Annotated in this window: 12 protein-coding genes and 1 tRNA gene; 9 read left to right on the top strand and 4 right to left on the bottom strand. The window is 70.4% G+C overall.

Translation table 11 applies throughout. The features are described from left to right. Positions 1 to 141 precede the first annotated feature (141 nt). Positions 142 to 405, top strand: a complete 264-nt coding sequence (locus tag QK288_RS07840) for a DUF3039 domain-containing protein (protein WP_281267244.1) — start codon at positions 142 to 144, stop codon at positions 403 to 405. Positions 406 to 408: 3 nt separating this feature from the next. Here the strand turns inward: QK288_RS07840 and QK288_RS07845 are convergent, their stop codons facing one another. Next, the gene (locus QK288_RS07845; protein WP_281267245.1) at positions 409 to 1,713 is read right to left on the bottom strand and encodes a nicotinate phosphoribosyltransferase; all 1,305 of its coding nucleotides are present in this window, start codon (positions 1,711 to 1,713) and stop codon (positions 409 to 411) included. 120 nt (positions 1,714 to 1,833) lie between these two features. Between QK288_RS07845 and murI the strand changes: the two genes are divergently transcribed. From murI to rdgB, 3 genes are read left to right on the top strand one after another with little or no spacing between them, the layout of a single operon-like run. Further along, a complete protein-coding gene (gene murI / locus QK288_RS07850; RefSeq protein WP_281267246.1) occupies positions 1,834 to 2,679 on the top strand; it encodes a glutamate racemase in 846 nt (281 codons plus the stop codon). Further along, the gene (rph, locus tag QK288_RS07855) at positions 2,676 to 3,407 is read left to right on the top strand and encodes a ribonuclease PH (protein ID WP_281267247.1); all 732 of its coding nucleotides are present in this window, start codon (positions 2,676 to 2,678) and stop codon (positions 3,405 to 3,407) included. Before murI ends, rph begins: the two co-directional genes overlap by 4 nt. Beyond that, positions 3,404 to 3,991 carry an RdgB/HAM1 family non-canonical purine NTP pyrophosphatase gene (gene rdgB, locus QK288_RS07860; protein WP_281267248.1) on the top strand — a complete coding sequence of 196 codons (588 nt, stop codon included), beginning with the start codon at positions 3,404 to 3,406 and terminating at the stop codon, positions 3,989 to 3,991. Before rph ends, rdgB begins: the two co-directional genes overlap by 4 nt. Before the next feature lie 119 nt (positions 3,992 to 4,110). Here rdgB and QK288_RS07865 read toward each other — a convergent pair whose 3' ends face one another. The 3 genes from QK288_RS07865 to QK288_RS07875 form a co-directional block, all read right to left on the bottom strand. Continuing rightward, on the bottom strand, positions 4,111 to 4,797 hold the full coding sequence (locus QK288_RS07865) for a DedA family protein (protein WP_281267249.1): 687 nt from the start codon (positions 4,795 to 4,797) through the stop codon (positions 4,111 to 4,113). Positions 4,798 to 4,915: 118 nt separating this feature from the next. Further along, positions 4,916 to 4,996, bottom strand: a tRNA-Leu gene (locus tag QK288_RS07870). Between the two features lie 58 nt (positions 4,997 to 5,054). Beyond that, complete coding sequence (locus tag QK288_RS07875; protein WP_281267250.1) at positions 5,055 to 6,329, bottom strand: MFS transporter; 1,275 nt, start codon at positions 6,327 to 6,329, stop codon at positions 5,055 to 5,057. A gap of 43 nt (positions 6,330 to 6,372) precedes the next feature. Between QK288_RS07875 and mnmA the strand changes: the two genes are divergently transcribed. The 5 genes from mnmA (at position 6,373) to gatC (ending at position 14,214) form a co-directional block, all read left to right on the top strand. After that, positions 6,373 to 7,479 carry a tRNA 2-thiouridine(34) synthase MnmA gene (gene mnmA, locus QK288_RS07880; protein WP_281267251.1) on the top strand — a complete coding sequence of 369 codons (1,107 nt, stop codon included), beginning with the start codon at positions 6,373 to 6,375 and terminating at the stop codon, positions 7,477 to 7,479. A gap of 43 nt (positions 7,480 to 7,522) precedes the next feature. After that, the gene (gene ligA / locus QK288_RS07885; RefSeq protein ID WP_281267252.1) at positions 7,523 to 9,871 is read left to right on the top strand and encodes an NAD-dependent DNA ligase LigA; all 2,349 of its coding nucleotides are present in this window, start codon (positions 7,523 to 7,525) and stop codon (positions 9,869 to 9,871) included. 184 nt (positions 9,872 to 10,055) lie between these two features. Next, entirely contained in the window at positions 10,056 to 11,417 is a 1,362-nt protein-coding gene (locus tag QK288_RS07890) for an alpha/beta hydrolase (protein ID WP_281267253.1), read from the top strand. Positions 11,418 to 11,604: 187 nt separating this feature from the next. Next, positions 11,605 to 13,869, top strand: coding sequence for a transglycosylase domain-containing protein (locus tag QK288_RS07895; protein ID WP_281267254.1), 2,265 nt, complete (start codon positions 11,605 to 11,607; stop codon positions 13,867 to 13,869). Positions 13,870 to 13,914: 45 nt separating this feature from the next. Next, entirely contained in the window at positions 13,915 to 14,214 is a 300-nt protein-coding gene (gene gatC, locus QK288_RS07900) for an Asp-tRNA(Asn)/Glu-tRNA(Gln) amidotransferase subunit GatC (RefSeq protein WP_281267255.1), read from the top strand. Positions 14,215 to 14,216: the final 2 nt, after the last annotated feature.

Consider the following 14,216-nt stretch of genomic DNA (forward strand, 5'->3'; position numbering starts at 1 on the left):
GACCATCGTCGCCCGCGCGACCACACGACGGCCTGGAGGCTCGTGGCGGCCCTGCAACGAGCCTCCAGACCGTCGCGGCGTGAGCCGAACCCGCGGAGTGAGCGGGAGACGTCTCGTGCCGACACGACGTACCCTTGTCCCATGAGCATGACGGAACCGGGCGGCGGCGGACTCGACGTGATGGACCGCGAGCTCGAGAAGCTCCTCGAAGAAGAGGCGATCGAGCCGGGCGACCACGAGCGGTTCTCGCACTACGTCAAGAAGGACAAGATCCTGCAGTCCGCCCTGAGCGGCAAGCCGGTCAAGGCACTCTGCGGCAAGAAGTGGATCCCTGGTCGCGACCCGGAGAAGTTCCCGGTCTGCCCGGACTGCAAGGCCATCTACGAGAAGATGAAGGACGAGTAGTCCTCACACGATCAGCGTCGGGATCGCCGCGTCACCGCGACCGATCCTGGCCGCATCGGCGGGCAGCTCCGCCTTGGCACCTCGGTGGTGTGCCCGTGCCGCCTCGACCCCGCGGACCCCGAGGAAGGCCGGGTCGACCTCGCCGTTGGTGACGACCGGCACCATGAGCGCACGTTCGTCGGAGCCGACGGCACCGGAGGTGTGCACGACCTCGGCGGTCGCGATGCCGTTGCGGAGGCGTCGACCGGCTTCCTTTCGGCCGCCGATGGACGCCTTGTCCGCCGACTTCTTCGCGACGGGCACCCATTCCTCGCCGCCGGTGCGGTGTGCGACGAGCTTGAACACCATGCTCGCCGCCGGGTGCCCTGACCCGGAGACGACCGACGTGCCGACGCCGTAGGAGTCGACGGGTGCGGCCCGGAGCGCGGCGATCGTGTACTCGTCGAGGTCGTTCGTCACCGTGATCTTGGTGTTCGTCGCCCCGAGGCGGTCGAGCTGCGCGCGGACGCTCGCCACGACCGAGGGCAGGTCGCCGCTGTCGATCCGGACGGCACCGAGCCGACCGTTCGTCAGGCGGACCGCCGTGTCGACCGCGGCCTCGATGTCGTACGTGTCGACGAGCAGGGTGGTGCCGTCGCCGAGCGCGTCGAGCTGCGAGCGGAACGCGGCCTCTTCGGAGTCGTGCAGCAGCGTGAACGCGTGCGCCGCGGTGCCCATGGTCGGGATGCCCCAGGTGCGCCCCGCCTCGAGGTTGCTCGTCGCGCCGAACCCGGCGATGTAGGCGGCGCGGGCGGCGGCGACCGCGTTCCACTCGCCGGTCCGGCGGGAGCCCATCTCGGCGAGGGGCCGGTGGTCGGCCGCCGACACCATGCGGGCTGCCGCGGAGGCGATCGCGGAGTCGGCGTTGAACGTCGACAGGGCGAGGGTCTCCAGGACGACCGCCTCGGCGAACGTGCCCTCGATCTGCAGCACGGGGGAGTTGGGGAAGAAGATCTCGCCTTCCCGGTACGCCCGGATGTCGCCCGTGAACCGGTAGTCGGCGAGCCAGCTCGCGGTGTCGCCGTCGATCACGCCGCGGTCCCGCAGGAACCCGATCTCCTCGTCGCCGAACCGGAAGTCCGCCAGCGCCGTGAGAAACCGCCCGAGCCCCGCCGCGACGCCGTACCGGCGCCCGTCCGGCAGCCGCCTGGTGAAGACCTCGAAGACGCAGCGTCGGTCGGCGGTGCCGTCCTTCAGGGCCGCGTCGACCATGGTGAGTTCGTACTGGTCCGTCAGGAGCGCGCTGGTCACCTCAACGACACTAGTCACCCTGTCGTCTGTGGGCCCACGCCGCCGGTTCCGGCGCCGCGCGTCAGCGGCGGGCCGGCCGTGCCGATGGGGAGGCTCGGATTGCGTCGAGCCGTCGGCTCCCGTCGGTACGCTGGTCCCGTGACGGATGCACCGATCGGAGTCTTCGACAGCGGCGTCGGTGGGCTGACGGTCGCCCGCGCGATCATCGACCAGCTGCCGCGGGAGAGCATCCGCTACGTCGGCGACACCGTGCACTCGCCGTACGGCCCGAAGCCGATCGCCGACGTCCGCCGCTACGCGCTCGAGGTGATGGACGACCTCGTCGAGCAGGGTGTGAAGGCGCTGGTCATCGCGTGCAACACCGCGTCCTCTGCGGTGCTCCGCGACGCTCGTGAGCGGTACGAGCAGGCGTACGGCATCCCCGTCGTCGAGGTGATCCAGCCCGCCGCCCGCGCCGCCGTCAAGCAGACCAGGACCGGTCGCATCGGCGTGATCGGGACGGTCGGCACCATCGCCTCCCGCTCGTACGAGGACGCCTTCGCCGTCGCGTCCGACATCACGCTCACCCTCGCCGCCTGCCCGCGCTTCGTCGAGTTCGTCGAGGCCGGCGACACCTCGTCCCCGGAGCTCCGCGACGTCGCTGCCGGGTACCTCGCGCCGATCCGCGCCGCCGACGTCGACACGCTCGTCCTCGGCTGCACGCACTACCCGCTGATGTCCGCGGCGATCCAGTACGTGATGGGGCCGGACGTCACCCTGGTGTCGAGCGCCGAGGAGACCGCGAACGACGTCTACCGTCGACTCGTCGAGCACGGACTCGAACGCACCACGACCGCTCCGCCGACGTACTCGTTCGAGGCGACGGGTGACGACCAGGCCGGGTTCATCCGGCTCGCACGCCGGTTCCTCGGACCAGAGGTATCCCGCGTCGGCCACCTCCAGACAGGGGCGATCACGCTGCCCCGCACCGAAAGGACACCATGACCACCCGCATCGACGGTCGCGCGACGACCGAACACCGCCCCGTCACGATCGAACGCGGCTGGAGCGCCCAGGCCGAGGGCAGCGCGCTCATCTCCTTCGGCAACACGAAGGTGCTGTGCACCGCGTCGTTCACGAACGGCGTCCCGCGGTGGATGGCCGGCAAGGGCACCGGCTGGGTCACCGCCGAGTACTCGATGCTGCCGCGCTCCACGAACGAGCGGATGCAGCGCGAGTCCATCAAGGGCAAGGTCGGCGGCCGCACGCACGAGATCTCCCGGCTCATCGGCCGGTCGCTCCGTGCCGTCGTGGACATGAAGGGCCTCGGCGAGAACACGCTCGTCCTGGACTGCGACGTGCTCCAGGCCGACGGCGGCACGCGCACCGCGTCGATCACGGGCGCCTACGTCGCGATGGCCGATGCGATCGAGTGGGGCCGTGACAAGGGCTTCATCGCGAAGAAGGCCACGCCCCTGACCGACAGCGTCCAGGCCATCTCCGTGGGGATCGTCAAGGGCGAGCCGATGCTCGACCTCGCCTACACCGAGGACTCGAACGCGGACACCGACATGAACATCGTCACGACCGGGTCCGGCAAGTTCATCGAGGTGCAGGGCACCGCCGAGCATGCGCCCTTCGACCGCGACGAGCTGAACGTCCTGCTCGACCTCGGTCTCGCGGGCAACGCGTCGCTCGCGGGCATCCAGCGGTCCGCCCTGGGGCTCGCGTGACGGGCACCGTCGTCCTCGCGACCCACAACCAGGGCAAGGTGGTCGAGCTGCGCGAGATCCTCGGCGCGGCCCTCGGTGGCGTCGAGCTCGTCGGGTACGACGGGCCGGGGCCGGTCGAGGACGGCGACACGTACGCCGCGAACGCGCTGATCAAGGCGCGTGCGGCCGTCGCGCACACCGGGCTGCCGGCGCTCGCCGACGACTCGGGCATCGCGGTCGACGTGCTCGGCGGCGCCCCCGGCATCCACTCGGCGCGGTACGCCGGAACCCGGGTGGACGCCGACAACATCGCGTTGCTGCTGACGAACCTCGAGGGCGTCGTGGAGCGGACAGCGGCGTTCGTCTGCGCCGCCGCGTTCGTGACGCCCGACGGCCAGGAGCACGTCGTCGAGGCGGTCTGGAACGGTGAGGTGCTGACGTCGCGGCAGGGCTCCGGCGGCCACGGGTACGACCCGATCTTCAAGCCGGACGACGCGGATCGGTCGTCTGCACAGCTCACGCGCGAGGAGAAGAACGCGCTGAGCCACCGGTCGAAGGCGTTCCGTGGGATCGCCCCGATCGTGCGCGAGTACTTCGGCGCGTAGCCCGGGCGGCGGTACTGTTCGCCCCCGCACAACGAAGAGCACCTCGCACCGCGGAAGTCCGTGGTGCGAGGTGCTTTCGGTTGTGCGAAAGCGCAACGGGCGGCGGGCAGCGCGCGCGGCTACTCCGCGGTCGGCTGCTCCTGCTCGGCCTTCTTCGCCTTGCGGGCGTTGCGGATGTAGGTCAGCGCCATCGGCACCACGGTGACGAGCACCGCCGCGATGAGGATCAGGTCGATGTAGTTCCGCACCAGGTCGGCGACGAACGGGATGTACCCGAGGAAGTACCCGAGGAACGTCACCCCGACGCCCCAGATGACGGCACCGATCGCGTTGTACAGCGAGTACTTCTTGTAGTTCATGCGCCCGACGCCCGCGGCGATCGGCAGGAAGGTCCGGACGACCGGCACGAAGCGCGCCAGGATGACCGCGAGGGGCCCGAAGCGGTGGAAGAACGCGTTGGTGCGGTCGACGTTCTCCTTCGAGAACAGACCGCTCTCCTTGCGCTCGAAGATCGGCGGCCCGGCCTTCTTGCCGATGTAGTAGCCGAGCTCGCCACCGAGGAACGCCGCCGCGCCGATCATCAGCGCCGCCACCCAGATCGGGATGCCGCCGATGGCGCCGCCGCGGTCGAAGGCGAAGAGCCCGGTGATGACGAGCAGGCTGTCGCCGGGGAAGATGAACCCGATCAGCAGGCCGGTCTCGGCGAAGATGATGGCGCACACGACGAGCACGGCGACGGCCCCGAAGTGGTCGAGGATGTACTGCGGATCCAGCCAGGGGATCAGGGCGAGTGCGACGGAGTGCATGCTTCTTCCGGTCGTGCGTGTGCGAGGACGGGAAGGTCACCCGCACGACGAGGGTACCGTGCGGGTGTGACGGGGACGTCCCTCTGCGGATGGAGATGCGCGGGCGCGCATCGGACGGTGCGGAAGGAGGGACTCGAACCCTCACGCCTGGGGCACAGGAACCTAAATCCTGCGTGTCTACCGATTCCACCACTCCCGCGAGCAACCGACAGCGTACCCGGCCCCGTGCGCACCGGCCCCGTGCGCACCGGCCCCGCTCAGCGCAGGCGTCGGGGCAGGTACCGCGGGACGTACCGGAACAGGACGCCGGCGCCGACGAGCCCGAGCACGCCCATCACCCCGCTGGCGATCGCGATCGACGCCACCGCGGTGATCCCGGAGATGAGGAGCGGTGCCGCCGCCTGCCCGAAGTCGCCGGTGAAGCGCCACGCGCCGAGGAACGGCGCCGGGTGGTCCCGCGGCGCCAGGTCCGCGCCGAGTGTCATCAGGATCCCGGAGCCCACCCCGTTCGCCAGGGACATCGCCATCGCGACCGCGACGAACCAGCCGACCCTGGCGTCGAGGTGGTCGCTCCACGCGAGGAGGAAGTAGCAGATGCTCAGGCCGAGCATGCAGGGGAGCGCGCTCGCGAGCCGCCCCCAGCGGTCCATGATCTGGCCGCTCGTGTAGAAGAGCGCGAAGTCGACGGCCCCCGCGATGCCGATGACGAGCGCTGCCGTGGAGTCGTTCAACCCGACGCTGACCGCCCAGAGCGGCAGGATCACCTGGCGTCCGGCGCGCATCGCCCCGATCAGCCCGGCGCCGCTACCGAGCCGCAGCAGGACGCGGTGGTGCTCGCGGATGGTCCGGAACAGTCCGTGGGACTCCTCCTTGACGAATTCCTCGCCTTCGAGCGTGGCCGGTTCGTCCGCACGGGAGGCTCGGCTCGGCCTGCGCAGACCGCGCACGCCCGTCGCGGGGTCGCGCAGGACGAGGAGGGTCACCGCCGCCGCGAGGCAGCAGACGATGTGGATCCAGAAGGCGCTCTGGGTGGTGCCGGTGAGGTGGACGACGCCGGCTGCGATGAACGGCCCGACGAAGTAGCCGAAGCGGAAGACCCCGCCGAGGCTGGACAGCGCTCGTGCCCGGATCGCCAGAGGGATCGCAGTGGTCATGTAGGCGTGTCTGGCCAGGGCGAACACGGCCGTCGAGATGCCCACGAGGAAGACGCCGACGGCCAGCACGACGGGGTTCGGCGCGACGACGCACACGGTCAGCCCGAGCATCGACACGACCGCTGCGCCGATCATCGCGTTCCGCTCACCGATGCGCGCGACGACCACGCCGGACGGCACGTCGCCGATGAGCTCGCCGACGAGGATGAGGGACGCGACGAACCCGGCGATCGCCAGGCTCGCACCGAGGGAGTTCGCGGCGATCGGGATGATCGGGATGATCGCGCCCTCGCCGATCGCGAAGAGTGCTGCGGGGAGGAACCCGGACAGCAGCACGGCCCGGAAGTCGAAGGGCGGGGGCTCTGGGGTGGTCGTCATCGCGACTCCAACGCTACGCCCGGGGCGGAGTTACCCTTGACGCATGCGTGTTCTGGCGGCGATGAGTGGTGGAGTCGACTCGGCGGTGGCCGCCGCCAGGGCGGTCGACGCCGGGCACGACGTCGTCGGGGTCCACCTGGCCCTGAGCCGGATGCCGGGGACCCTGCGGACCGGGAGTCGCGGCTGCTGCACCATCGAGGACTCGATGGACGCCCAGCGTGCCGCGTCCGCACTCGGGATCCCGTACTACGTGTGGGACTTCTCGGCGCGGTTCAAGGAGGACGTGGTCGACGACTTCGTGGCCGAGTACCAGGCTGGTCGCACGCCGAACCCCTGCATGCGGTGCAACGAGCGGATCAAGTTCGCGGCGCTCCTCGAGAAGGCGCTCGCGCTCGGGTTCGACGCCGTCTGCACCGGCCACTACGCGTCGATCGTGACGGGTGCCGACGGCGCGCGTGAGCTGCACCGCTCGGCCGCGTGGGCGAAAGACCAGTCGTACGTGCTCGGCGTCCTCACCGCCGAGCAGCTCCAGCACGCGATGTTCCCACTCGGGGCGACCCCGTCGAAGGACGAGGTCCGGGCCGAGGCCGCTGCACGCGGACTCACGGTCGCGCAGAAGCCGGACTCGTACGACATCTGCTTCATCCCGGACGGCGACACGCGCGGCTGGCTCGCCGACCGCGTGGGGACCGCCCCCGGCGACGTCGTCGAGCGGGACGGCACGGTCGTCGGTGCCCACGACGGAGCGACCGGGTTCACCGTCGGGCAGCGGCGCGGGCTCGCGCTCGGGCGTCCGGCACCGGACGGCAAGCCGCGGTTCGTGCTGGAGATCCGTCCGAAGGACAACACCGTCGTCGTCGGGCCGAAGGAGGCGCTCGACGTCACGTCGATGTCGGGCTCCCGCTTCACGTGGGCAGGGACGGCTCCCGCCGACCCGTCCGTGCCGTTCGCGTGCGACGTGCAGATCCGCGCGCACGCCGACCCGGTGCCCGCGACCGCACGGGTCTCCGACGGGGTGCTGGTCATCGACGTCGACGAGCCGCTCTCGGGTGTGGCACCGGGGCAGACCGCTGTGGTCTACGTCGGGACCCGGGTGCTCGGCCAGTGCACGATCGACGAGACGGTCAGCGCCGTCCCCGTCGACGCCTGACGCCTGACTCCGGGGGTCGGTGGTCCACGGTAGAACTGTGGGTATGAGCGAGACCGACGCCACGTTCGAGACCATCGACCCTGCCGCGCTCGACGCCGCCCAGGCGGGGCGAGAGGTGGACCGGCTGCGCTCGACGATCAACGAGCTCCGCCACGGCTACTACGAGGAGAACGGCTCCACCGCCTCGGACGCCGAGTACGACGCACTGGTGCACCGGCTGGACGCGATCGAGCAGCGCTTCCCCGAACTCCTCACCGAGGACAGCCCGTCGCAGACCGTCGGCGGGCAGGCGGAGACCACGCAGTTCGCGCCGGTCGAGCACGCCGAGCGGATGCTCTCGCTCGACAACGTGTTCTCACCGGAAGAACTGACCGACTGGGCGATCAAGGTCCAGCGTGACGCCGGGTCCGAGCGCGTGCGGTTCCTGACCGAGCTGAAGATCGACGGCCTCGCGATCAACCTCCGCTACGAGAACGGGCGGCTCGTGACCGCTGCGACGCGTGGCGACGGCGTCGTCGGGGAAGACGTCACGGGCAACGTCCGCACGATGGGCACCATCCCGGATCGGTTGACGGGTACCGGTCACCCGCCCCTGGTGGAGGTCCGCGGCGAGATCTTCTTCCCGGTGGAGCAGTTCGACGAGCTGAACGCCAAGCAGCGCGATGCGGGCGAGCGCGTCTTCGCCAACCCGCGCAACGCCGCTGCCGGTTCCCTCCGCCAGAAGGAAGAGGGCAAGTCACCGGCGAAGCGCGAGCTCATGGTGGACCGGCTCCGACGGCTCCGGATGCTCGTGCACGGCATCGGCGCGTGGCCCGTGGGTGAGCTCGAGCGCGACACCGACGTCCGTTCCCAGTCCGAGGTCTACGAGCTGCTGCACTCGTGGGGGCTGCCGACGGGGACGCACCACCGGGTGTTCGACTCCATCGACGAGGTCCTGGGGTTCGTCAAGGACTACGGCGAGCGTCGAGCGTCGGTGGAACACCAGATCGACGGCATCGTCATCAAGGTCGACGACCTCGGCCTGCACGAGGAACTGGGGTCGACGTCCCGTGCGCCGCGGTGGGCCATCGCGTACAAGTACCCGCCCGAGGAAGTGCACACGAAGCTCCTCGACGTCGTCGTCAGCGTCGGACGCACCGGCCGCGCCACGCCCTTCGCGGTGATGGCCCCGGCCGAGGTCGCCGGATCCGTCGTCCGGCAAGCCACGCTGCACAACCAGCAGGTGGTCAAGGCGAAGGGCGTCCTGATCGGCGACACCGTCGTCCTCCGCAAGGCCGGTGACGTCATCCCAGAGGTGCTCGGCCCGGTCGTGGAACTCCGCGACGGCTCCGAGCGCGAGTTCGTGATGCCGACGGCCTGCCCGGAGTGCGGCACCACGCTCGCCCCGGCGAAGGAAGGCGACATCGACCTCCGGTGCCCGAACGCCGAGAGCTGCCCAGCGCAGGTCCGGGGGCGGGTCGAGCACATCGCGTCCCGTGGCTCGCTCGACATCGAGGGCCTCGGCGAGGTCGCGGCGGCAGCCCTGACGCAGCCGCTGGTTCCGGAGACGCCGCCCCTCGTGACCGAGGCCGGTCTGTTCGACCTGACGATGGAGGACATCGTCCCGATCGAGGTGATCGTCCGCGACGCCGAGACCGGCATGGAGAAGACGGAGGAAGACGCCGACGCTCCCGGAGGGTTCAGCCCGAAGCGTGTGACGCCGTTCAGCCGTGCCCGCAAGAAGACCGACCCGCCGTTCGACCCGGATGCCCGCGGCGCGGACTACACCGGCGAGCCCAGCCGGTACCCGTCGAAGAACGCGTTCGAGATGCTCGCGAACATCGACGCCGCGAAGACCAAGCCGCTCTGGCGGATCATGGTCGGCCTGAGCATCCGGCACGTCGGTCCGGTCGCCGCCCGGGCACTGGCGAACCACTTCGGGTCGCTCGACGCCATCCGGAACGCCTCCCGCGAGGAACTGGCAGCGGTGGACGGCGTCGGCGGCATCATCGCCGACGCGCTGCTCGCCTGGTTCGAGGTCGACTGGCACCGTGAGGTCATCGACCGGTGGACCGCAGCCGGCGTGCAGTTCACGACGCCCGGGCACCCGGGACCGGGTGCAGCCGACACCGAGGGCGGGGTGCTGAGCGGGCTGACGGTGGTCGCGACCGGATCGCTGGAGGGGTACAGCCGGGAAGGTGCGCAGGAAGCGATCATCGCCGCCGGGGGCAAGGCCGCGTCGAGCGTGAGCAAGAAGACGGACTTCGTCGCAGCTGGTCCCGGTGCCGGGTCGAAGCTGACGAAGGCCGAGCAGCTCGGCGTGCGGATCATCGACGCCGAGCAGTTCAAGGTCCTCGTGACCGAGGGGCCGGCGGCGCTCCCGGAACCGCAGGAGGCAGCAGCCGAGGACTGACCCGTGCACGTGAGCACGTGTGCGGTCCGCGCGCACGGCACGCCGCGCCGTCGGTCTGAACCCAGTTCAGGGGGCAAGTTGCAGCGGACATGACCGGTTCCTGGCCGTTTTCCTTACACTCGACAGAGCATCACCTGTCGTCTGCAGGGGGACGATGGGATGGCCTTCCCGGGGGAGACCGGTATTGCTGCTCCTCGCCGCCGCACTGCTCACCGCCTCGATGCACTCCCTCGGAGTGGTCGAGTCGCCCGTCGCGCCCGCGGCCTCGAGTGCCGTCGCCGTCTCGACCGCCGCAGTCGTCCACGACACGGGGCAGACCGCAGCGCCGGTCATGACCGGGGGACAGATCGGGATCGGCGACCTGCGTTCGGACCGTGGTCGCGCCTTCCTCGACGACCTCGCCACGGCGTCTCCGGCCGTGCTCGCGACGGCCGATCGTGACGACCGGGTCGTGGCGACCGCGATGGACGCCCCGCCGACGGCCGCCGAGGTCACCACGTGGTGGTCCGGCCTCGACGCCGCCGAGCAGGTGCGGCTGCTGCACGGTGCACCAGTCGTCGTCGGCAACCTCGACGGGGTGCCGTACGCCGTCCGTGACCGGGCGAACCGGGCGGTGCTCGCGGCGGAGAGCGCGGACCGCCGGACCCTGTCAGGCGAAGCCGCGATGCTCGGGCAGGTCCGCGAGTCCCTGGTCCGCGACGCCGACGGACCCCGCAAGTCCCTCATCACGCTCGACACGCGGGGTTCCGGACGTGCGGCCATCGCGCTCGGCGACCTCGCCACCGCTGCGGACGTCACCGTGGTGGTCCCCGGGATGTTCTTCACCGTCACCGGACAGATGGTCGACTTCACCGCGACCGCCGGGGACCTCTACGACGAGCAGGCGACGCTGTCGCCGGTCGCGGCACCGGCGCCGGGGACCGGGATCGCGGTCGTGGCGTGGATGGGGTACCGGACGCCGGACCTGTCGAACATCCTGTCCCTGGACCTCGCGAAGACCGGCGCCGGGCGTCTCGAGCGGACCGTCGACGGCATCCGCCAGATCCGCGACGGCGCAGAACCACGGCTCGGCATCGTCGCCCACTCCTACGGCTCGACGACCGCGCTGATGGCACTGTCCTCCGGTCGGATGCACGCCGACAGCCTGACGGTGCTGGGGTCCCCGGGGAGCGACGTGACGAGCGCCTCGGAACTGGCGGTCGCCGCGGGCGAGGTGTTCGTCGGGGGAGCGCACTGGGATCCCATCGCCGGGTCCGGCTACTTCGGCACCGACCCCGGCGCCGCCGACTTCGGCTCGACCGTGCTCGACCTCGCCGGCGGGATCGACCCGGCGGACGCGGACGACGTGTTCCGGCGACCGGTCGGGCACAACGACTACCTGAAGCCCGGGACGGCGTCGTTGCACGACGTCGCGCTCATCGCCGTGGGACGCGGCGACCTGGTGCGCGACCAGGTGCAGCGCGGCAACGGCCGCGGGGAGGGCACCGTGCGGGCGTCGCCGGACATGTTCCTCGTCCGCCCGCAGGACCTGCAGCCCCGCGACTGACGCGAGCGGGCGGTGATGCCGCCCACGGTGGTGGACGTGACCCGATCGTGACCGGACGTGCGGGGCGGACGCGATCCGAGCCTCCAGGCCGATCCGGGCCGCACCTGCTGGACAACCTGAGCAGCGGTGCAGGTTCTGCGGGGATCGGAGCAGTCTCGCCCCAGGGCGGGTCCCTACCGTGCAGTGCATGCGTGTGATGCGGTGGCCGGGAGCCCTCCTGATGTTCGTCGTGATGTCGGCACTCGCGGGCATGCTCGTCGCGGTCGCCGTCACGCCGGCCGTCGCCGTGGCGGGGGAAGGCGCCTCCGGCGCTGCCGCGTTCTTCGAGGACCTGCCGAGCTACCTCGACGTGCAGACGCCCCAGCAGGTGTCGTCCGTGTACGCGAAGCAGGGCGGCCAGGACGTCAAGATCGCGTCGTTCTACGCCGAGAACCGCACCACCGTGAAGTCCGACGCGATCGCGACGACCCTCAAGCAGGCCGCGATCGACACCGAGGACCCGCGGTTCTACGACGAAGGCGGCATCGACGTGCTCGGGACCGTCCGCGGTGTCGCCGCGACCGTCGTCGGCGGAGACGTGCAGGGCGGCTCGAGCATCACGCAGCAATACGTCAAGAACGTGCTCGTGCAGCAGTGCGAGCAGCTCACCGGCAAGGACGCTGCGGACACGCAGAAGAAGATCGACGCGTGCTACGAGGACGCCGCCGGTGTCACGCCGCAGCGGAAGCTGCAGGAGATGCGGTACGCGATCGCCGTGAACAAGAAGTACTCCAAGCAGGACATCCTCACCGGGTACCTCAACATCGTCGGCCTCGGCGGCCGGGTGTACGGCGCAGAGGCCGGGGCCCAGTACTACTTCGGCGTCTCGGCGAAGGACCTGTCCCTCGTGCAGTCCGCCACCCTCGTGGCGATCCTCAACAACCCGTCGAACCTGCGCATCGACCAGCCGGACTCGACGGCGAACGGATCGGCGAACGGGTACAAGGCAACCAAGGCGCGCCGCGACTACGTGCTGCAGCGGATGTACGCGCACCACTCGATCTCGAAGGCCGACGAGCAGGCGGCGATCGCGACGCCCGTGCAGCCGAAGATCACCGCGACCGCGAACGGCTGCTCGTCAGCGGCGACGAACTACGACGCCGGCTACTTCTGCGACTACGTGCGTGACCAGGTCCTGCAGGACCCGGCGTTCGGGAAGACCGCGTCAGAGCGCATCGAGACCCTCGACACCAAGGGCCTGCAGATCCACACCTCGCTCGACCTCGACCTGCAGGGGCAGGCGCAGAGCGCGCTGTCGTCGTACGTCCCGACGACGATGGCCGGGGTCGACGCCGGCGGGTCGAACGTGACCGTCGAGCCCGGGACCGGCCGGATCGTCTCGATGGTGCAGAACACCGCGTACACGCAGGGTGACAGTGCGGCTGCCGGGTCGACGGCGGTGAACTACAGCGCGGACACCGCCTACGGCAACTCCGGCGGGTTCCAGACCGGATCCACGTTCAAGGTGTTCACGCTCGCGGAGTGGCTCGCGCAGGGGCACACCCTGAACGAGAGCGTCAACACCACGCAGCACACGTACAACGCGTCGGAGTTCACGAACTCGTGCGAGGGCATCGGCGGGACGTGGAACGTCGCCAACGCCGAGAACGCCCCGGCGTCGATGAGCGTGCTGAGCGCCACCGCCGAGTCGATCAACACCGCGTTCGCCGCGATGGGCAAGCAGCTCGACCTCTGCAAGATCGCGAACCTGGCGGAGTCGATGGGCATCCACACCGCGAACGGCGGGAAGCTCAGCTCCGTGCCGTCGATGATCCTCGGCACGAACAACCTGTCGCCCGTCGACCTCGCCGAGGCGTACGCGGGCTTCGCGAACGGCGGCGTCGTCTGCACGCCGACCGCGATCGACTCCGTGACCGAGTCGGACGGCACGAAGATCACGCCGACCCCGTCGTCCTGCACGCAGGGCGTCTCCGCCGAGGTCGCGGGGACCGTCGACTACGCACTGCAGTCGGTGCTCACCGGAGCAGGGACCGCTGCGAGCGCGAACCCGGGTGACGCGACGCCGAAGTTCGCCAAGACCGGCACCACCGACGGCGACGTGCAGAACTGGCTGGTGGCATCGAGCACGAAGTACACGAACGCGACCTGGATCGGCAACGTGCAGGGCAACGTCAAGCTCGCGAACTGGCCGTTCCTGCAGGGGACGACCGGGTACAGCGCGAAGTTCGGGGTCGGGAAGTCGATGATGCAGTACCTCGACGCGCACTACGGCGGGGGCGCCCTGCCGGCACCGAGCCAGTCGATGATCGGCGCGGCGAAGGCCCCGGCGAAGTCGGCGCAGTCCTCGCAGTCTGCGCAGTCTGCGCAGCCCGGGGCGCAGTCCTCCCCAGGGGCGTCGAACGGGCAGCCGTCCACCGGCGGGACGCCCGATCAGCAGTCGGGCGGGCAGTAGACCAATAGACTGGTTCGCATTCCACGAACCGATCGACGGAGCACCATGCCTGACATCACGAGCGAGCAGGTCGCCCACCTGGCGAACCTCGCACGTATCGCACTCACGCCCGACGAGATCGAGAAGCTGACCGGGGAGCTGTCGCACATCGTCGACAGCGTCGCGAAGGTGACCGAGGTCGCCACGCCGGACGTCCCCGCGACGAGCCACCCGGTCACGCTGCCGAACGTCCTCCGGCCCGACGTGGTCGGCGAGACGCTCACCCAGCAGCAGGCGCTCTCCGGAGCCCCCGACACCGACGGCGAACGGTTCCGCGTGACGGCGATCCTCGGCGAAGAACAGTAGGC

This window comes from Curtobacterium sp. 9128, from assembly GCF_900086645.1.
Classification (GTDB): domain Bacteria; phylum Actinomycetota; class Actinomycetes; order Actinomycetales; family Microbacteriaceae; genus Curtobacterium.